This is a genomic window from Rhodococcus sp. 27YEA6 (assembly GCF_044908235.1).
Classification (GTDB): domain Bacteria; phylum Actinomycetota; class Actinomycetes; order Mycobacteriales; family Mycobacteriaceae; genus Rhodococcus_F; species Rhodococcus_F qingshengii.
In genome coordinates this window covers 1-17,905 of the sequence record NZ_JBIYCY010000006.1, presented here as the reverse complement: position 1 = coordinate 17,905, position 17,905 = coordinate 1, and the positions used below count along the sequence as shown (strand labels likewise).

20 protein-coding genes are annotated in these 17,905 nt (G+C 62.3%); 13 read left to right on the top strand and 7 right to left on the bottom strand.

The features are described from left to right. The first annotated feature begins 38 nt into the window (after positions 1-38). Both ABH939_RS17305 and ABH939_RS17300 read left to right on the top strand, forming a co-directional pair. Positions 39-1,412, top strand: coding sequence for a MadS family sensor histidine kinase (locus ABH939_RS17305; protein WP_003941844.1), 1,374 nt, complete (start codon positions 39-41; stop codon positions 1,410-1,412). Further along, positions 1,409-2,092, top strand: coding sequence for a MadR family response regulator transcription factor (locus ABH939_RS17300; RefSeq protein WP_003942005.1), 684 nt, complete (start codon positions 1,409-1,411; stop codon positions 2,090-2,092). Before ABH939_RS17305 ends, ABH939_RS17300 begins: the two co-directional genes overlap by 4 nt. Here the strand turns inward: ABH939_RS17300 and ABH939_RS17295 are convergent. Both ABH939_RS17295 and ABH939_RS17290 read right to left on the bottom strand, forming a co-directional pair. Next, on the bottom strand, positions 2,089-2,628 hold the full coding sequence (locus ABH939_RS17295; RefSeq protein WP_007728324.1) for a hypothetical protein: 540 nt from the start codon (positions 2,626-2,628) through the stop codon (positions 2,089-2,091). The two genes, ABH939_RS17300 and ABH939_RS17295, sit on opposite strands and share 4 nt — an antisense overlap. A gap of 83 nt (positions 2,629-2,711) precedes the next feature. Next, a complete protein-coding gene (locus tag ABH939_RS17290; protein ID WP_007728322.1) occupies positions 2,712-3,206 on the bottom strand; it encodes a GbsR/MarR family transcriptional regulator in 495 nt (164 codons plus the stop codon). A 68-nt stretch (positions 3,207-3,274) separates the two neighbouring features. On the opposite strand from ABH939_RS17290, the gene ABH939_RS17285 reads away from it, so the two are divergent. Together ABH939_RS17285 and ABH939_RS17280 are read left to right on the top strand one after the other, a co-directional pair. Next, positions 3,275-4,210, top strand: coding sequence for an ABC transporter ATP-binding protein (locus ABH939_RS17285; protein ID WP_003942009.1), 936 nt, complete (start codon positions 3,275-3,277; stop codon positions 4,208-4,210). Then, positions 4,207-5,877, top strand: coding sequence for an ABC transporter permease (locus ABH939_RS17280; RefSeq protein WP_063314736.1), 1,671 nt, complete (start codon positions 4,207-4,209; stop codon positions 5,875-5,877). The genes ABH939_RS17285 and ABH939_RS17280 overlap by 4 nt, the downstream gene beginning before the upstream one ends. A gap of 12 nt (positions 5,878-5,889) precedes the next feature. Here the strand turns inward: ABH939_RS17280 and ABH939_RS17275 are convergent, their stop codons facing one another. Continuing rightward, entirely contained in the window at positions 5,890-6,678 is a 789-nt protein-coding gene (locus tag ABH939_RS17275; protein WP_404649879.1) for a thioesterase family protein, read from the bottom strand. Positions 6,679-6,911: 233 nt separating this feature from the next. Beyond that, positions 6,912-7,388, bottom strand: coding sequence for a MaoC/PaaZ C-terminal domain-containing protein (locus ABH939_RS17270; protein WP_007728315.1), 477 nt, complete (start codon positions 7,386-7,388; stop codon positions 6,912-6,914). 110 nt (positions 7,389-7,498) lie between these two features. On the opposite strand from ABH939_RS17270, the gene ABH939_RS17265 reads away from it, so the two are divergent. Then, entirely contained in the window at positions 7,499-7,924 is a 426-nt protein-coding gene (locus ABH939_RS17265) for a DUF6314 family protein (protein WP_054781287.1), read from the top strand. A 16-nt stretch (positions 7,925-7,940) separates the two neighbouring features. Here ABH939_RS17265 and ABH939_RS17260 read toward each other — a convergent pair whose 3' ends face one another. After that, positions 7,941-8,153, bottom strand: coding sequence for a molybdopterin-binding protein (locus tag ABH939_RS17260; RefSeq protein ID WP_003942061.1), 213 nt, complete (start codon positions 8,151-8,153; stop codon positions 7,941-7,943). Between the two features lie 141 nt (positions 8,154-8,294). Here ABH939_RS17260 and ABH939_RS17255 point away from each other — a divergent pair, with 141 nt between their 5' ends. Further along, entirely contained in the window at positions 8,295-8,498 is a 204-nt protein-coding gene (locus ABH939_RS17255) for a DUF4287 domain-containing protein (protein WP_007728313.1), read from the top strand. A 6-nt stretch (positions 8,499-8,504) separates the two neighbouring features. Here ABH939_RS17255 and mftM read toward each other — a convergent pair whose 3' ends face one another. Together mftM and mftR are read right to left on the bottom strand one after the other, a co-directional pair. Beyond that, complete coding sequence (gene mftM / locus ABH939_RS17250; RefSeq protein WP_058038123.1) at positions 8,505-9,338, bottom strand: mycofactocin oligosaccharide methyltransferase MftM; 834 nt, start codon at positions 9,336-9,338, stop codon at positions 8,505-8,507. A 29-nt stretch (positions 9,339-9,367) separates the two neighbouring features. After that, entirely contained in the window at positions 9,368-9,967 is a 600-nt protein-coding gene (gene mftR, locus ABH939_RS17245; RefSeq protein WP_007728311.1) for a mycofactocin system transcriptional regulator, read from the bottom strand. Positions 9,968-10,117: 150 nt separating this feature from the next. Here mftR and mftA point away from each other — a divergent pair, with 150 nt between their 5' ends. The 7 genes from mftA (at position 10,118) to ABH939_RS17210 (ending at position 17,744) form a co-directional block, all read left to right on the top strand. Then, positions 10,118-10,213 (top strand): mycofactocin precursor MftA, encoded by a 96-nt coding sequence (mftA, locus tag ABH939_RS17240; protein WP_063836238.1) that lies wholly within the window; start codon positions 10,118-10,120, stop codon positions 10,211-10,213. Then, complete coding sequence (mftB, locus tag ABH939_RS17235; RefSeq protein ID WP_007728309.1) at positions 10,198-10,485, top strand: mycofactocin biosynthesis chaperone MftB; 288 nt, start codon at positions 10,198-10,200, stop codon at positions 10,483-10,485. Before mftA ends, mftB begins: the two co-directional genes overlap by 16 nt. Positions 10,486-10,561: 76 nt before the next feature. Then, positions 10,562-11,779, top strand: a complete 1,218-nt coding sequence (gene mftC, locus ABH939_RS17230; protein WP_003942089.1) for a mycofactocin radical SAM maturase — start codon at positions 10,562-10,564, stop codon at positions 11,777-11,779. 55 nt (positions 11,780-11,834) lie between these two features. Beyond that, positions 11,835-13,013, top strand: coding sequence for a pre-mycofactocin synthase MftD (gene mftD, locus ABH939_RS17225; protein WP_003942047.1), 1,179 nt, complete (start codon positions 11,835-11,837; stop codon positions 13,011-13,013). Between the two features lie 26 nt (positions 13,014-13,039). Then, complete coding sequence (locus tag ABH939_RS17220; RefSeq protein WP_404649877.1) at positions 13,040-14,971, top strand: mycofactocin system FadH/OYE family oxidoreductase 1; 1,932 nt, start codon at positions 13,040-13,042, stop codon at positions 14,969-14,971. Beyond that, positions 14,968-15,795: a mycofactocin-coupled SDR family oxidoreductase gene (locus tag ABH939_RS17215; protein ID WP_003941966.1), complete on the top strand. Its 828-nt coding sequence runs from the start codon at positions 14,968-14,970 to the stop codon at positions 15,793-15,795. Before ABH939_RS17220 ends, ABH939_RS17215 begins: the two co-directional genes overlap by 4 nt. Further along, positions 15,795-17,744: a mycofactocin system FadH/OYE family oxidoreductase 2 gene (locus ABH939_RS17210; protein ID WP_404649876.1), complete on the top strand. Its 1,950-nt coding sequence runs from the start codon at positions 15,795-15,797 to the stop codon at positions 17,742-17,744. The genes ABH939_RS17215 and ABH939_RS17210 overlap by 1 nt, the downstream gene beginning before the upstream one ends. The last annotated feature ends 161 nt before the right edge of the window (positions 17,745-17,905 follow it).

The following is a 17,905-nucleotide window of genomic DNA, read 5'->3' as shown; positions in this document are numbered from 1 at the left end:
GACGCTGTGAAGATGGACGCTGTGAATTGGTGCAGGCGATGACCGCGGACCTGTCCCGGCTCACCGGATTACGATCGGGTAAGAGTTCGTTCTACCCGCAGTATCGCGGTGCGGCCGAGCGCCTCGAACGCGTCGTGCATGCCTTGGAGTTGATCTCGCGGGCTTTGGTGCGCACCGTCGAGGGGCCGGAAACCCTCGTCTGCGCGGTCGCGGAAGCTGCCCGTGCGCATCTGAGTGCCAACTGGATAGTCTTCGCCTTGGCTGACGGAACTTTGCCCGACGCCGGACCACGGCGACTGGTTCTCGGCCCGGACGCCACCCCTTTTCTGGTCGACAACGTCGAGGGGCCGCCACTTCCGGAGGATGTCGTCGAATGCCTCGACGACATCCGGTACGGAAGAATCGAATCCAACTCGGTGATCGACGCGCACTACGCGTTTGTGCCGATCGTGCTCGGTGGCGGCGTGGTAGGTGCCTTTGCAGCCTGGACGCCGGCCAACCGAACCCTCGACACGACGGACGGAGCCGTGCTCAGCATTCTGGCCAGCCAGACTGCTGTGGCTCTGCAGAATTCGGCGCTCTATCAGCGCGGACAACTACTGCTCGAGCGTGCCGAAGATGCGTATGCGGAGGCCAATCGTACTGCAGCCGACCTTGCGGTGCGCAACAGCGAATTGGAGTCCACTCAGCGTCAACTCGGAGTGGCGCACCGGCACCAAGTGGTCGACGACGAACGTCACCGGATCGCCCGCGAACTGCACGACAGTGTGACACAGGCGGTGTTGTCGGCGGGCATGCAGATCGAGGTCTGCCGGAGCGACATCCCGGAGGCTGAACGCAGTGAAAGGCTGGACTTGGCAAAGGATTTGACCAGGAGGGCGGTCGAGCAGCTTCGTTCGGCGATCTACGCGCTCAATCATTCGTCGGACGCGGACCGGACGTCGTTGCCCGAGATGCTCGAGCAGCTCGGCGTGGTTCACATGCCGGACGAGTTGGCGGTGAGCGTTCGCGTCGGCGGTACCCCGACCGAACTTCCGGGCGATGCCGAACACGCTCTTCTCCGGATCGCTGGGGAAGCTCTTTTCAATGCAGCGGTCCATGCTCATGCGAATCGGGCGGTGCTACGTCTGACCTATCGGGCGGACTCCGTGTTGCTGTCGGTCTCCGACGACGGTGACGGCGACCCTGCGCGAATGCGTCTGATCCTCAAACTCGCAGCCACCAACGACGTCGACGGCCGCCATCGCGGTCTCGCGAACATGCAGGCGCGAACACTCGAGTTGGGTGGTGCGCTCGAAGTACGGCGCGCGCGGATCGGTGGGATTCAGATTCTCGTGCGACTACCACTGCCGTTCGACTCGGGCATGGAAAACCTTTGCTCCACAACTGAAATCGAGAGCGAGGAATCATGACCACTGCGCGTCCCGTCATCACCCGCGGAGCATCGCCGGTTCAGGGATTGGTTCGAATCGTCCTGGTCGACGACCATGCAATTCTGCGGCAAGGGCTCCGCTCGGTTCTCGAGCGCGAAAGCGATCTCGAGATCGTGGGGGAGGCGTCGTCCCTCGCCGAGGCACTCGCCGTGGTCGACAAGGTCGGCCCGGACATCGTCCTGATGGATCTCAAACTCTCCGCCAGTTCCGACTACGAGGGACTGACCCTGTGTGGCCAGCTGTCCTCGGCGCATCCCGGCCTCGGACTGTTGGTTCTCACCACGTTTCTCGACGATCAACTGGTGGTGCGAGCGGTGCACGCGGGTGCTCGCGGCTATGTCGTCAAAGACGTCGACACCACCGAATTGGTGCGTGCGATCAGGGCGGTCTCGCGGGGTGAGAGTGCGTTCGATTCGCGCAGCGCGTCAGCTGTCGTGCGATCGCTCAACGGGCAGTCGTCGTCGAAAGAACGATTGACCGATCGCGAACTCGAAGTGCTCAGACTCCTCGCAAACGGCTTGTCCAACATCAAGATCGGTGAGAGATTGTTCATCTCACCGACCACCGTCAAGTTTCACGTCAGCAACATCATGCGCAAACTCGAGGTGAGCCGTCGAGCAGAGGCCGTCTACGCCGCGAGTAAGCAAGGTCTGATCTAGCTCTGCTCGGAGACCGTCCAGGCGCGCAGCGCTTGATGCTGTAGGAGGAGCACGCTCGAACGAGTTGTGCGCAGAGTCGACGCGGTCATCTCGGCAGTCAGACCCACTGCGATTCGTAGTACCAGAACCTCACGTTGGTCGTCGGTCAGGCGACGCGGGCGTTTGAATTGTCCGTCGATGTTGCGTGACTGGGGAATTGACGCAATTCGTCGAGAGGCCAACTCGTACGCGAAGGTCTCGATGCGTGTGTCGGCCGAGATCGTGTCGGACATTCGTGTGACGACGTCCAGGGTGCATTGGTGGGCGAGATCGTCGGCGAATGTCGCGACGGGCGTCCCGAGGAGTCTGGCGCGATAGTAGAGAACGACGCGAGGGTGCAACCGGGCCAGTAGTTTCGACAGTGCATGGTGATCACCGGCGAATGCCTCGGCGGCGGTGCGATTCAGGGAAATCGATCGTTCACAGGTTTCGGGTGAAGCGGTACGCGCGAAGGGTGGAGTCGGTGAAGTGTTCGCGCCCCTGATCGACAGCTTCATCAGCAACTCCTCGATTACACCGCACCTGACCATGCTGGAACGAGAATTGAGGTACCCCGCCGAAATTGCGGGTAAACCTGAAGTTACCTGCCAGGTGTCCGGTCTTTTCGCCGGGAGCGCCAGTCCGCGAGCATTCGCGGCATTTCCGCGGCCATGAAGTCGAAGAAGTCGCGCAGATCTGCCATTCGATCGCCGGCTGTTGTTCCTTCACCGAGGACTCGTATGCCCTCGTCCGCAACTGCCGAGACCTGGTAGAGCGAGGACTGTTTCGTGACAAACGCGTCGGCCCACATGTCGACGCTGACGCAGTAGTGCTGACGCCGCGATCCGGGGACGGCCACACGCTCGATCAATCCGACTTGCTGGAGGTATCTGACGGCTCCGGAAATGGCGGCGGGGCTCACTCCCAACCGAGATCCGAGATCTCCTGGCGTGGACGAGGGTGTCTCGCTGGTCATCAACGCGGCCCAGACGCGGGCGGGCATCGGCGGAAAACCCATGTCGCTCAGTACGAGTGAGAGTCGCTCGACATAGTGTCGGCTCTCGTCCGGTGCAACGGTGTGGCTGGTGTCGGTCATCGGAACCCTTCGATCTTTCCGTCTTTTCTATCTTCACACATTTGTGAAATCGGCGTACGGTCAAATTCATGGGTGCGGCAATTTCAGTGAAAAGCCTCGTCAAGACCTTCGGTACCACCCGCGCGCTGGACGGCCTCGACCTCGACGTCTCGACGGGTGAAGTGCACGGATTCCTGGGGCCGAACGGTTCCGGAAAGTCCACCACTATTCGGGTGCTCCTCGGCCTGCTCCGCTCGGACTCCGGAGACGCAACCGTTCTCGGCGGCGATCCGTGGCGAGACGCTGTCACTTTGCATCGACGTCTCGCCTATGTGCCTGGCGACGTGAATCTGTGGCCCAACCTCACCGGCGGTGAGGCTATCGATCTGTTGGCGGGCCTGCGCGGTGGCCTGGACCGAAAACGCCGCAGCGAGTTGCTCGATCGCTTCGAATTGGACCCGACCAAGAAGGCGCGCACGTACTCGAAAGGTAACCGGCAGAAGGTTGCACTCGTGGCCGCGTTCTCGTCCGACGTCGACCTTTACGTCCTCGACGAACCCACATCGGGGCTCGACCCGTTGATGGAGGCGGTATTCCAGGACTGCGTCGAGGAGGTGGCTCACGCCGGAAAGACGGTACTGCTGTCGAGCCATATCCTCGCCGAGGTCGAAGCGCTGTGCGATCGCGTGAGCATCATCCGCGACGGGCGAACGGTGGAAGAGGGAACACTGTCCGAACTCAGGCATCTCACGCGCACGTCCGTCGCGGCGGAGACGCAGCGTCCGATCGGTGGACTCGACGGACTCGGCGGTGTCCACGACGCGGTGATCGACGGTAACCACGTCACCTGCGAAGTCGACAGCGCGCAACTCGGACCACTCATGACGTACTTGGTCGGATTCGGAATCGTGGCGCTCACTTCCACTCCGCCGACTCTCGAAGAACTTTTCTTGCGGCATTACGGTGACGAACGGGCCAGGGAGACTTCGGTACACCTGCGAGCCGAGACCGGAGTACGGCCGTGACCGTTGTTGTCGAGGCCGCTCCACCGGTACCGGCCTCGGCAAGTCAATTCACCGGCACACGCCGACTGGTTCGGCTGGCTTTGCGGCGGGACCGAATTCAGCTCTCCGTGTGGGTTATCTCCATCGTCTTGTTCATGCTGCTGGTTGTCGCCAGTGTGACCGGGCTGTACTCGACACCCGAGGAATTACGAAACATCGCAGTCAGTTCCGCGGTATCGCCGGTCGCGCTGGCGACCAACGGGATCGTGTCCGGTGATTCGCAGGGCGCGATAGTCGCCAGTCAGTCGGTGCTCGTGTTCGCGTTGGTGGCCGCATTGATGAGCACCCTTGCGGTGGTTCGCCATACGCGACAGAACGAGGAGACCGGCCGAGCCGAGATGATCGGTGCAGCGGTGGTAGGTCGACGAGCGCTCCTGACCTCCGCATTGATCGTAACGGTCGGTGCGAACGTCGTTCTTGCACTGGGAATTGCACTGGGATCGATCGCCGTCGGTTTGCCTGTCGTCGGTTCGTTCGCGTTGGGCGCCTCGATAGGTGGGACCGGAATCGCGTTTGCCGGAGTGGCAGCCGTGACGGCGCAGATCACCGACGGTGCTCGTACGGCCAACGGCCTGGCGGGTGCCGCGATCGGCGTTGCGTTCATGCTGCGCGCGATCGGCGACGTGAACAGTACGGTCGTCGACGACGGAACTCGCGTGGTCAGTGGCTGGTTGTCGTGGCTCTCGCCGATCGGATGGGCACAACAGATCAGACCTTTCGACGACGACGCCTGGTGGATCCTGTTGTTGCTGATCGGATTCGCGGCTGTGCACGTGGTGGTGGCTTTTGTTCTCATCGGCCATCGCGATCAGGGAGCGGGACTCGTTCAGCCCCGACCCGGCCCGCCAGTCGCGGCATCGTGGCTACCGTCGGCCTGGGGCCTGGCGTGGCGCATGCAGCGAATGACGATGTTCTGGTGGATCTTTGCCGTTGTCATACTCGGGTTCGCGTACGGCGCTGTGGGCAACGAGATCGACGCGATGGTGGGATCGTCGCAGCAGACCGCGGAGATGTTCGAGAAACTTGGCGGCGGCGGATCGGATCTGGTGGATTCCTACTTGGCCACTGCTCTGGGGCTCACGTCGATAGTCATCGCGGCGTATTCGGTCCAGAGTCTTCTCCGGATGCGGGGCGAGGAAACATCGGGACGGCTCGAACCGTTGCTGGCAACGTCTTTGTCGCGGTGGAGGTGGATGCTTTCCCACCTGGGTGTGGTTGTGGGCGGCGTGATCCTCGCGCACGTCTTGATGGGTGCCTTCACCGGTTTTGCCTTCGGGCTCGTCACGGACGACATCGGCGGCAACACACTTCGTATGACTGGCGCCGCGTTGGCCTATCTGCCTGCGGTGCTCGTAGTCGTGGGGTTGGTGTCGTTGGCTTTCGGACTGTTTCCGACGTACGCGTCGGCGCTCTCCTGGGGAATCTTGGCGGCATGCATCGTGCTCGGGCAACTCGGCACGTTGCTGAAGCTTCCGCAGGTAGTGCTGGATCTGTCGCCCTACACTCACGTGCCGGGTGCCCCTGCCGAGCCAGTGACAGTTCTGCCACTGCTGGCAATGATCGTTGTGGCAGTGGTGCTTTCGACAGCATCGCTTGTTGCGTTCCGTCGTCGCGACCTCCAGGTGTAGGAGAGCTGAAACTCAACTCAGAATTCGACGAAGCTGGCGAGCCCGAGCAGCAAGTCGTCCGGTCGAGTCGAATAGTTCGGATTCGTCAACACAGAGAGTGTCCGTCGCCCAGGCAGTCCCGTGGCGTAGGCGATACCACGGTGACAGCGTTCGGGGATCTGCCGTGAGGTGCTCCGGGGTGAAATGCGCGGTGAACTCGATGGTCGGTATGGCCACGGGCATCGTCAGTGTCGCGAACAGTCCGGGCGGAAGCGCGTCGAGAAGGACCGCGGCGCGCTCTTGGGCCGTGAAATCGAGGTCTGTGAGCAGGCGGATCCAGACGTCGAATTCAGGGGAGTCGCCACCGGCGAACGGCCTCGCGGAATTGATCGGCCGGATGTCGAGGTGCTGGGCGAACGGCACAAAATCCACCGGGATCTCCAGCGGCGGCAGGGTTGACGGGTCGGCCGGAGCCGGTTCGGCGACAGGGGCGGACATTGTTGTAGCTCCTATGTCGCGGGCCAACCGAACGAGAGCGGATCCCGAACCGGTCAGCGTGACGTGGCAACTGACGGTCCGCCCGCCCCGCATCTCGCCGACAGTCAACTCGGCCGGCCCAGGAGGAACGGGGCGGTCCAGATGCGCCGTGACTGTCAGCGGTTCGGCTCCGGACGCGTCGGCCGCCACCCGCAGCATCCGTGCAATTGCGAGTCCGCCCTGGATGCCGTCGAAACTCCGCCAACTGGAGTCGAATTCGGTGTGATGACGCGCTGCGTCGGTCGACGGCGCGGCCGCCACTGATGCCTGACTAGTAATTGCCATAGTCAGCACCCTAGGTGCTGACTATGGCTATGGCAAGCTAGGTTCTATTCGGGAGTGCTGGACGACCCACCGAAGAGCATGTAGATGAGGATCTGAAGAATGCCGAGAGGATTGATCTCGCCGAGGCTGCTCATGTGTGAGGAACTCCTGATTGCAGGGATGGGTATTGTTGCGTCGCAACGTCACTGAAAGTACGGCAATTCGGACAGTGTGGTGCGAAATTTACCGATAATTCACTGTCCGCGAGTCGAGCGGCAGTGCAGGTAGGCGTCAGTGACCACGTCGAGAACGCGATTGCCGTGTGCATCGACCAATTTCGCTGTGATGGTCACCAATCCTCGCGCGCGATTGTCGAACACGACGTTGTCGACGGTGACCTTTCCGCTCAGGGTGTCACCGGGGCGAAGCGGACGGAGGAAGCTCACGTCGCGCATGGTTTTCCCGGCGATCACGTTCCACTGGTCGTAGAGACTGGCGACCACCAACTTCTGGCAGATCGACAGGGTGTGCAGCCCGCTGGCGATCAACCCGCCGAAGACGCCGGACTCGGCGGCTTCCTTGTCGACGTGAAACCACTGGGGATCCCACTGTGTTGCGAACTCGACGATTTCCTCTTCGGTCACCGAATACGAACCCAATGGGATCACTTGGCCGATCTCGAGATCCTCGGCGAACACTGCGCGTTTGTGAAGGGCGGCCGAATCGTTCATGGTTGTGAAAATCTCCTGCGTGTTCCGGGTGTACTCGGAACATACTCTCGCAGTGTGTTCGAGTCGGTCTCCGGTGTCGTCGGGCAATGCAGGGTCACTAGAATCGCCACATGGTCGACGACGCGAAAATCGAGCCGAGGGCGCTGGTAGGAAAGTGGCACTTCGAGCGGGACATCGTCGACCGCCTTTCCGGTTCCACCAAGCTTGTATTCGGCGAGACCACTATCACCGACGCCGGTGACGGTCGGATGCGCTGGTACGAGAGCGGCACGCTGCGTGACGGCGACCTGGAATTACCCGTGTTCCGAACTCTGTTCGTTGCCGAGCGCGGCCTCGAGTGGGCCGTGACATTCGAAGACGGCAGAGAGTTCCACGACTGGGCGCCGGGGGAGGAAGTCGAGCACCTGTGCGGTGCGGATACCTACCGCGGGCGAATCGACGTCACTGCCGGAGATCGATCGACCTGGACTGTCGTCTGGACCGTGACGGGGCCGAGCAAGGACTACACGATGACCACGCATCTCACCCGGCCCTGATCACATCGCTCGCCAGTTACTCGACGCCGATCGTCACCTCGGTGGACTTCACGAATACCGTTGCGGCTTGGCCTGGTTCAAGATCGAGATCCAGTGCGGCATCGCGGGTGATCGACGAGGTCACAATCTGATTCCCGCCGTCCAACTTCACCTTGACCGTCGCCATGACGGTGCCGAGGTTGACCTCGGTGATGGTGCCGGTGAGTTGATTTCGTGTGGACAGTCGCATCGCTGAACTCCTGTGCTCTCGGGTGGGTGTTCTTCGACCATAATGCGATGGTCGCGTGTCTACCCAGTGATTCCGCAGGTGCGGACATGCGGGCGCCGCCGGTGCGCGAATATTGTCGGGCGGTGGAGGTAGATTCCGGTCATGACTGAACCCGTGAAAGGCCCGGCGTCGTATTTTCCGTCGATCGAGAAGAAGTACGGTCGGCCGATCGGTGAATGGCAAGAGCTGATCAGAAGCTCAGACCTCACGAAGCACATGGAATTGGTCAACTGGTTGAAGTCGGAGCACGGTATGGGTCATGGGCACGCGAATGCGCTTGTCGCCCATACGCTGAAAGAAGGCTAGTTCTTTTCAGGCGGCCGATGCGTCCAGCACCAACCAGCCGCCGTGATGCTCGAATACCTCGAACGGCACACGGCTCTGCCGGCCGACCGCACGCAGTGACTCGAGATCGAAAGTGCGGATGTGGCCGTGGCACGCGGTGGCTTCGTCTTCGAAGGGGACGGCAATGACGACCCGTTGACGCGCGATCCGGAGTGCTTGCGCGATCACGGCCTCGCCGACTGCGTCGTCGACGTGTTCGAGGAGATGAATCGCGGTGACGGTGTCGGCGCTGTTGTCCGGTGCCGGTACTTCACCCGCGTCGCAGATCACCGTGTCGATCGTGATGCCGAGTTCGGGGGCAACCGCGTCGAGCAGGATCATCGTTCCGGGCAGGATGTCCGTGGCGGTCACGTCCATTCCGGCGCGCGCGAGCCGCAGGGGCAGGAAACCGAAGCAGGAACCCAGATCGAGCACGGAACCGCGGACCAACTCTTCGGCTTTGTCGTGAATCGGCGCGAAATCTGCAGTGCCGTCCAGTAGTTCGGCAAGGGAGTTCCGGTAGTAGGTGGTCCAGGATTCGAGAGCGCCGTCCACGGTGGAGCGAACCAGGCCGACCATCGTCAACTCGAATTCGTCCTGACCGAACTCCGCGTCCTGGATCGACGAGGTGACTCCGGCGACGAGTCGCTCACTCAGATCGGCGGGAGTGAGGGAGTGCCTGACGTGGAGGCGACCGCCTCGGCGATCGAGCGAGATCGGACCGGACTCGACGCGTTCGACGGTGACATGTCCGAACGACCACAAGCCCGGCGTCGACGGCGCCAGGGAATCCAGGACGGGTTCGTTCGTGATGGTGGACATGATCGCCTTTCTCAGGTGGTGATGCTTTCTCAGGTGCTGATACCGGTCCGCAGGGACTGCGTACCTGTTTTCAAGAGTTCCGGTAGCTCGAGTGAATCGTCGGTGAGCCACTGCTCGTACGCCGACATCGCGACCCCGAGCAGAAGATAGCCGACCGTGCGTGGGCCGTGATCGGTCGGCTCGAGATTCATTCGGCGTGCGACGTAGTCGGCGACCACCTGCCGCCAACCTTCGTACATCACCACAGAGTATGCCTGAAGCGTCGGAACTTCGAGGATCAATTCCATCCGTTTGCGATGTACCGCAGTCTCTTCCGGTGGGAAGGTGTTGAACGTCAACAATGCGGATTCGAGTGCGTCGACCAACGGAATATCAGCGGGCAGTGAATCCAGGTGCTCGCGCATCTCGTCGAGATGTCCGTCGAAGTCTCCCCAGGGGACGGCGTTCTTGGACGGGAAGTAGCGAAAGAAGGTCCGACGCGCGATGCCGGCGGCGTCGGCTATCTGGTCGACGCTCACCTCGTTGAAGCCGACTGTCGAAAACAGTTCGATCCCGATCGTGCTGATTCCCTCCTTCGTTGTGGAGGGGCGACGACCTATCCGAGCGGACGGTTTCTTGCGGCTACGCATACTTTTTTCGCTCCATGTGTGTCATTCTGCACTCGATGCCATTACAGTGGTGAACCGAGTCACAGTGAAGTCCCACTAGTGACCACCAACTCCCAGGTTGGAAGTCTGATCTACAGACTTCCAGACGGAGTGCGACCGCAGGAGGAATCCATGTCAGATCGTGACAACAAGGCGCTCGAGAACGACCTCGTCGAGGAGTCCCTCGTGGAGGAAGTTTCCATCGACGGCATGTGCGGCGTGTACTGACCGTGTCTGCTTTGGATCTCGATGCGGGGTGGAAACTCCACCCGCAGGTAGCGCTTCGCCCCGAACCTTTCGGGGCGTTGCTCTACCACTTCGGAACACGCAAGCTGTCGTTCCTGAAGAACACGACCATCGTTGCGGTGGTCAAGGCGTTGCCAGACCATCCTGATGTCCGGTCCGCACTACGTGCGCAAGGCATCGAAGATGACGCGGCTCCCCAATATGCCCGCGCGCTGAGCACTCTCGCCGACTCGCACATGATCGTGCCTGTCTGAGCCAGACGCTCGCCCCCACGTGCGGAACAGCCCTTCCGCACGTTCGCCCGCTTCATTTCTTCGCGAGGACACAGCCATGACCTCAGTTCTTGAACAGCCCTCCCCGCCCGCCAAGGTGGGTCGCCTCGTCGATCAGTTCGAACTCGGACTCGACGCCCCCATCTGCCTGACGTGGGAACTCACCTACGCCTGCAACCTGTCCTGCGTGCACTGCCTTTCGTCGTCGGGTCGTCGTGACCCCAACGAGCTGAGCACCGAACAGTGCAAGTCCATCATCGACGAGCTGCAGCGTATGCAGGTTTTCTACGTCAACATCGGTGGCGGCGAGCCGACGGTACGCTCCGACTTCTGGGAGCTCGTCGACTACGCGACCGACCACCAAGTTGGTGTGAAGTTCTCCACCAACGGCGTGAAGATCGACAAGAAGGTCGCGGCGCGCCTCGCAGCCAGTGACTACGTCGACGTGCAGATTTCCATCGACGGTGCCACCGCTGAGGTCAATGACGCTGTGCGCGGGCCTGGTTCGTTCGCGATGGCCGAGCGCGCTCTCGCGAACCTGAAGGAAGCCGGCTTCAAGGACGCCAAGATTTCGGTGGTCGTCACCCGGCACAACGTCAGTCAGCTCGACGAGTTCAAGGCTCTCGCGGACAAGTACGACGCGACCCTGCGCATCACTCGACTGCGTCCTTCGGGCCGCGGCGCCGACGTGTGGGACGACCTGCACCCGCGTCCGGAGCAGCAGCGTGAGCTCTACAACTGGCTGGTCGCCAATGGCGAAGGCGTCCTGACGGGCGACTCGTTCTTCCACCTCTCCGCCTTCGGCGATGCACTGCCCGGTCTCAATCTCTGTGGCGCGGGCCGCGTCGTGTGCCTGATCGACCCGGTCGGTGACGTGTACGCATGCCCCTTCGCGATTCACGAGCAGTTCCTCGCCGGAAACATCGTGAAAGACGGTGGATTCCAGGAAGTCTGGCAGCACTCGGACCTGTTCGAGGAGCTGCGATCGCCCCAAACCGGTGGCGCCTGCAGCAAGTGCAACCACTACGACTCCTGCCGCGGCGGCTGCATGGCGGCCAAGTTCTTCACCGGACTGCCGATGGACGGACCTGACCCCGAGTGCGTCATCGGCAACGGTGAAATGGCACTGGCGTCGGCGGGAGAGGTCCCGAAGTCCAGTGTCGACCACTCCCGTTCCGGTCAACGTAAGACCCCACGTGCATCGGTGCCACTGACACTGATGATGCGTCCGCCCGCCAAGATTTGTGACGAAAACCCGCTTGCGGGAATGCAGTAACTACTGCGCGATACCGACAGTGCGGCGAAAGCTGCACCCCAGAGAGGTCAGTTCAATGGCTAAGAATGCTTTCTTCGAGACGGTGGCAGAAGCACAGCGCCGCGCGAAGAAGAGGTTGCCCAAGTCCGTGTACGCGGCGTTGGTAGCGGGATCCGAGAAAGGGCTGACGGTCGACGACAACGTCGCGGCATTCAGCGAATTGGGTTTCGCTCCCCACGCTGCCGGGCTGTCGGACAAGCGCGAGATGTCCACCACCATTATGGGCCAGGACATTTCGTTGCCCGTCATGATTTCACCGACCGGTGTGCAGGCAGTGCACCCCGACGGTGAAGTAGCGGTAGCCCGTGCGGCTGCAGCACGGGGAACAGCCATCGGACTGAGTTCTTTTGCCAGCAAGTCCATCGAAGAAGTTGCCGCGGCCAACCCGCAGGTCTTCTTCCAGATGTATTGGGTCGGCAGCCGCGACGTGCTCCTGCAGCGTATGGAGCGCGCTCGCGCTGCCGGTGCCAAGGGCCTGATCATCACCACCGACTGGTCCTTCTCGTACGGTCGCGACTGGGGCAGCCCGTCCATCCCCGAAAAGATGGACCTCAAGGCGATGTTCCAGTTCGCACCCGAGGGAATCATGCGCCCGAAGTGGTTGCTCGAGTTCGCCAAGACCGGCAAGATCCCGGACCTGACCACCCCCAACCTCGCGGCTCCCGGCCAGCCTGCACCGACGTTCTTCGGCGCATACGGCGAGTGGATGCAGACTCCGCTTCCGACGTGGGAAGACATCGCCTGGCTTCGTGAGCAGTGGGGTGGACCGTTCATGCTCAAGGGCATCATGCGCATCGACGACGCCAAGCGAGCTGTCGACGCCGGTGTCTCCGCTATCTCGGTCTCCAACCACGGTGGTAACAACCTCGACGGCACCCCGGCGCCGATCCGTGTGCTCCCGGGCATTGCCGAGGCCGTGGGCGATCAGGTGGAAGTTGTTCTCGACGGCGGCATTCGACGCGGCGGCGACGTCGTCAAGGCGCTCGCACTCGGAGCCAAGGCCGTCATGCTCGGGCGCGCCTACCTGTGGGGCCTCTCGGCCAACGGCCAGGCCGGTGTCGAGAACGTGCTCGACCTCATGCGGATGGGCATCGACTCGGGGCTGATGGGCCTCGGCCACTCGTCCATCACCGAACTGAGCCCGGCGGACCTGGTGATTCCGGAAGGCTTCACACGCACATTGGGTGCCAGCTGAGATTACGGCTCCGATAGAGCTGTGAGTTGACACTCGACGAACACACGACCCTGGCCGGACGCCTCGTCCGGTCCAGGGTTGTTTTCGGTCCGCACGAGACCAATCTTGCTGTGGGACGCTCGCTTTCCGATCGGCACCGTGCGTACTACCAGCGCCGCGCCGAGGGCGGAACCGGGATCGTCGTCACCGAAGTGGCCTCGGTATCGGAGAACGACTGGCCGTACGAGCGGGCGCCGTTGGCGTCGCAATGTGGCCCGGGGTGGCAGTCGATCGCGGCTGCATGTGCTCCGTACGGAACGCTGGTTCTGGCCGGGCTCGGTCATACCGGCATGCAGGGATCGAGCGCATACTCCCAGTCGGTGCTGTGGGGACCGTCAAGAGTGGCCGACCCGGCGACGCGTGAGTTGCCGATGGCAATGGGGCAGCCGGAAATCGACCAGCTGATAGTCGGCTTCCGTGAGGCGTCGGCGCTGGCCGTCGCTTCGGGAATGGACGGAGTGGAACTCGATGCCGGTCCTCGAAGCATTCTGCGACAATTCCTTTCGGGTCTGACCAACACTCGGCAAGACCGATACGGTAGCGATCGCGTTGCTCTTGTTCGCGAGGTCATCTCGGCAGTGCGCGAGGAAGTCGGGTCGGATCACGTTGTCTCCCTGCGGTTGTCCTGTGACGAGGAAGCTCCATGGGCGGGCCTGACGCCCGATCTTGCCATCGGTATCGCGCGTGAAGTGTCTCCGTTCCTCGATCTCCTTGTCGTCGTTCGTGGCGGACTCTATTCGTCCGACCGGTACCGCCCCGATTTTCACTGCCCGCCGAACTTCAACCTCGATCTGTGCCGTGAGATCAAGGCCGCTCTGTCGATTCCTGTTGTCGTGCAGGGGAGCGTCGTGGACATCGCCGACGCTCACGCGGCGCTGGAAGTAGGTGAGTTCGTCGAGATGACCCGGGCCCAGATCGCAGACCCGGACCTGGTCGTGAAAGCCGCGCGCGGCGATCGTCCCCGGCCGTGTGTGCTCTGCAATCAGACGTGCCTCGTGCGTGATCCTCGCAATCCTGTCGTGACGTGCGTCGGGAATCCGAGCGCGGGTTTCGAGACGGTGGACCCCGATGAGCGAGAGCAGATTTCGACACCGGGAGCCGTGCTGGTCGTGGGGGGTGGCCCCGCTGGGATGGAAGCCGCACGGATCTCGGCGGTGGCGGGGCACTCGGTCACACTCGTCGAGAGTTCATCGCAGTTCGGCGGCATGATCCGAACTTTTGCGCGAGGTGACGGCCGTAGCCGGTTCGCACTCCTCGCGCAGTGGTTGGAGGACGAATGCCGTCGTAGCGGCGTGACGATGCGGACCGGGGCGGCGCTCGACGCCCAAGACCTGGGTGACGCACGCAGCCGGGGCGAGTTTGTTGTCGTTGCCTCCGGCAGTGCTGCGAGGCCGCCGACGTATCCGGTCGACGATTCGGTTCGATGGTTGGATGCGTCGGAAGCCTTCGAGAAGTTGAGCACCGTGGGGCCGGGTCCGGTCGCGCTGATCGATCCCCTCGGTGGACCGATCGCGGTGGCGCTCGCAGAAGCACTCGCGGCCCATGGCATCTCCGTCTCGATTGTGACTCCCGACAGCATCGTCGGTTCGAGGCTCGGTGCGAGTGGGGATCTGGTCGGCGCCAACACGCGCATCCAGCAGGCCGGGGTCACCAGGGTGCTCGCGTCACGTGTCACCGAAATCGCTCGAGGGGCCGTCTGCGTCGAACACATTCATACCGGCGAGCGGTCACAGCTCGAGTGCGAGGTGGTGATCGACTGCTCGCCTCGTCTGCCGAACGAAACGCTGAAGGAAGAGGCCGACATTCAGGTGGGCGACTCGGTTGCCCCGAGAACTGTTCTCGAATCCATCCGCGAAGGGCGCTTTGCAGGGTTTACTACTAGAACGAGTTTCAATTCTGCAGAGAGGGCTATCTCATGACACAGGGTTCAGTTCGTTCGCTCGAAGGTCGCGTTGCTTTCATCACCGGCGCAGCGCGCGGTCAAGGACGTGCGCACGCGGTCAAGATGGCGCGCGAGGGAGCAGCGATCATCGCGGTCGACGTATGCGCGTCGGTGGCGTCGGACAATTCCTACGACGCAGCAACTTCCGAGGACTTTGCCGAGACGATACGTCTGGTGGAAGCGGAGGGCGGGAAGATCCTCGCCCGTGAGGTCGATGTCCGTGACGGCGCAGCGCTCACCGCGGTGGTCAAGGACGGCGTCGAACAGTTCGGACGTCTCGACATCGTGGTCGCCAACGCCGGGGTCTGCAACTGGAATCGATTCTGGGAAATGTCGGACGAGCAGTGGGAAACCCTGATCGACATCAACCTGACCGGAGTCTGGAAAACCCTCAAGGCCTCGGTGCCGGCGATCATCGAGGGTGGGCGCGGTGGATCGATCATCGTGGTCAGTTCGGTGGCCGGACTCAAGGCGCTGCCCGGACAGGCGCACTACGCGAGCGCCAAGTTCGGTCTCGTCGGTCTGACGCAGGCCGCAGCAAAGGAACTGGGGGAGTACAAGATCAGGGTCAATTCGATCCATCCTTACGGAGTGAATACGCCGATGGGGGTCGACCAGGGCGCTCTCGAGGTATTTGCAAAGTTTCCGCAGTACCTTCCCAACTTCACTCCGATCCTCTCGGACATCGCTTTCGCCGAACCTGACGAGATCGCCGATACCGTCCTGTGGCTCGCCGGTGACGGTTCCCGCACCGTCACGGCAAGTCATATCGCGCTCGATCAAGGAAACTCCAAGGTCTGATGACGCCGTACCCGCGCCTCTTCGCGCCACTGCGCCTGGGCAACCTGACACTCCGCAATCGGGTCGTGTTCTCCGCACACCTGACCAATTACGCGGAGAACGGGTTGCCGACGGAGCAGCACGCGAGCTACTACGAGGCGCGGGCACGCGGCGGTGCGGGTCTGATCATCACCGAGGAGCACTCGACGCATCCTTCGGATCGACCGTACGAGAAGATGATTGCGGGCTATCGGCCGGAAGCGATCGAGGGATACCGGCGGATCACCGACGCCGTTCATGCGCATGGTTCGTCGATTCTCGCGCAGATCAACCACAATGGGGGTCAGGGCGCTGGAACCTATTCGCGATCGCCGCTGTTGGCGCCGAGCGCCGTTGCGGATCCGTTGTTCCGCGAGGTGCCCAAGGCTGTCGACGACGCGGACATCGCCGAGATTCTCGCAGGGTTCGCCCTTGTTGCGCGCAACTGCGTTGCCGGTGGCTTCGACGGGGTGGAATTGCAGGCGTCGCAGTCGTCCATCGTGCGCGCGTTTCTCGCACCCTCGACCAACCTGCGCACTGATCGCTACGGCGGGGGCGTGGCGAATCGTGCGCGTTTCCTTCTCGAAGTGCTCGGGGTACTGCGTAAGGCCATCGGCCCGGATCGTGTGCTCGGTGTGCGCCTGAGTGGATACGAAGGAACGCGGGGTGGCATCGAACTGTCCGACGCGGTAACCACCGCCCAACTCATCGAAGCTGACGGTCACGTCGACTACATCAACACCACCGTCGGAATGGCCACGGAAACACTGCATCTGGTCGAAGCATCGATGGCTGTACCCACCGGCTACGCCAACTTCGTCCCGTCTGCGATCAGGGAGGTCATCGATCTTCCAGTCGTCGGAGTCGGCCGTTTCAAGACGCCGGAGCAAGCCGAAGCTGCACTCGAGGACGGTGTATGCGATCTGGTGGGCGTAGTTCGCGGGCAGATCGCCGATCCGGATTTTGTGAACAAGGCGCGTGCTGGTCAATCGGTACAGGTGCGAACCTGCCTGTCGTGCAACCAGGAATGCGTCGGGCGGATGGGTCTGGGACGTTGGTTGGGGTGCACCGCAAATCCGCGCGCCGGTCGGGAATCGGTACCGCTGCCGATGCCGCGGCGACGGGGCCGCACGGTGGTGGTGGTCGGTGGTGGCCCGGCCGGCCTGCAAGCTGCGGCTACAGCGGCCCAGCGAGGTCATGCGGTGACGCTGTTCGAGCGTGAACGAAGACTTGGGGGACAGATTCTTACCGCCTCGGTGGTACCGGCTCGCCGTGAGCTCGCCGACCTCGTCCGGAATCTCGAATCTGAGTGTCGCCGAAGCGGTGTGACGATCGAGTTGGATGCTGGAGCTGATCTCGCGATCATGAAGGAGCGCGCGCCCGAGGTGGTCGTGATTGCAACCGGAGCGCGGCCTGTGCGACCGGCGTGGGCGGGTGGATCAGAGCGTGTGGTGGGTGTTCGAGACGTTCTCGACGGCAAGATTCTGCCGAGTGGAACGGTGCTCGTCTACGACGAACTGGGATTCCATCAAGGTACGTCGGTGGCGGAGTTCCTCGCTGATCGAGGCTGTGCCGTCACGATCGCGACCAACGGCATGGTGGTCGCGCAGGACCTGAGCATCACCCTGGATTTCGAGGGGTGGAACCGCCGGGCGTTCGAGAAGTCGATCGGTCAACGGGCAGATCTGATGGTGACTTCGGTGAGCGCTGGGGCCTCGCCGCTCGTGAGCTTGGTTCACCTTCCGACGGGTGTGACCGAGGAAGTTGCAGTCGACTGGGTGGTCTTCGCGACACAGCAGGAACCTGTCGACGAGTTGTGGAACACCTTGCAGGGAAGCTGTTTCGAGAAATTTCGCATCGGTGACGCCTTGTCTCCGAGGCGTTCGCACGCGGCCGTCATCGAGGGGCATCGGGCCGCGTTGGCGATATAAGTCGTCCGTTTTGTCTCTGGTTCTCGAAAGTATGTTTTGAGCATGGACAGTCGGGAAGCGTGGCAACTGGATGGCGAGGACCTCAAGGGTGAGGTTCTGGATCTGGTGCGCGCCCGACACGAGTTGCAGTCGCGGATGGTGTTGCTGATCGTGGAGATGTT

What these genes read in the sequence shown, in the direction of transcription:
- mftR (WP_007728311.1), bottom strand. Translation starts at nt 9,967, where the DNA reads ATGCGTAGCCGCAAGAAACCGTCCGCTCGGATAGGTCGTCGCCCCTCC.
- mftC (WP_003942089.1), top strand. Translation starts at nt 10,562, where the DNA reads ATGACCTCAGTTCTTGAACAGCCCTCCCCGCCCGCCAAGGTGGGTCGC.
- ABH939_RS17260 (WP_003942061.1), bottom strand. Translation starts at nt 8,153, where the DNA reads ATGCGACTGTCCACACGAAATCAACTCACCGGCACCATCACCGAGGTC.
- mftA (WP_063836238.1), top strand. Translation starts at nt 10,118, where the DNA reads ATGTCAGATCGTGACAACAAGGCGCTCGAGAACGACCTCGTCGAGGAG.
- ABH939_RS17290 (WP_007728322.1), bottom strand. Translation starts at nt 3,206, where the DNA reads ATGACCGACACCAGCCACACCGTTGCACCGGACGAGAGCCGACACTAT.
- mftD (WP_003942047.1), top strand. Translation starts at nt 11,835, where the DNA reads ATGGCTAAGAATGCTTTCTTCGAGACGGTGGCAGAAGCACAGCGCCGC.
- mftM (WP_058038123.1), bottom strand. Translation starts at nt 9,338, where the DNA reads ATGTCCACCATCACGAACGAACCCGTCCTGGATTCCCTGGCGCCGTCG.
- ABH939_RS17265 (WP_054781287.1), top strand. Translation starts at nt 7,499, where the DNA reads ATGGTCGACGACGCGAAAATCGAGCCGAGGGCGCTGGTAGGAAAGTGG.
- ABH939_RS17305 (WP_003941844.1), top strand. Translation starts at nt 39, where the DNA reads ATGACCGCGGACCTGTCCCGGCTCACCGGATTACGATCGGGTAAGAGT.
- ABH939_RS17270 (WP_007728315.1), bottom strand. Translation starts at nt 7,388, where the DNA reads ATGAACGATTCGGCCGCCCTTCACAAACGCGCAGTGTTCGCCGAGGAT.
- ABH939_RS17285 (WP_003942009.1), top strand. Translation starts at nt 3,275, where the DNA reads ATGGGTGCGGCAATTTCAGTGAAAAGCCTCGTCAAGACCTTCGGTACC.
- ABH939_RS17295 (WP_007728324.1), bottom strand. Translation starts at nt 2,628, where the DNA reads ATGAAGCTGTCGATCAGGGGCGCGAACACTTCACCGACTCCACCCTTC.
- ABH939_RS17300 (WP_003942005.1), top strand. Translation starts at nt 1,409, where the DNA reads ATGACCACTGCGCGTCCCGTCATCACCCGCGGAGCATCGCCGGTTCAG.
- ABH939_RS17210 (WP_404649876.1), top strand. Translation starts at nt 15,795, where the DNA reads ATGACGCCGTACCCGCGCCTCTTCGCGCCACTGCGCCTGGGCAACCTG.
- ABH939_RS17255 (WP_007728313.1), top strand. Translation starts at nt 8,295, where the DNA reads ATGACTGAACCCGTGAAAGGCCCGGCGTCGTATTTTCCGTCGATCGAG.
- ABH939_RS17215 (WP_003941966.1), top strand. Translation starts at nt 14,968, where the DNA reads ATGACACAGGGTTCAGTTCGTTCGCTCGAAGGTCGCGTTGCTTTCATC.
- ABH939_RS17275 (WP_404649879.1), bottom strand. Translation starts at nt 6,678, where the DNA reads ATGGCAATTACTAGTCAGGCATCAGTGGCGGCCGCGCCGTCGACCGAC.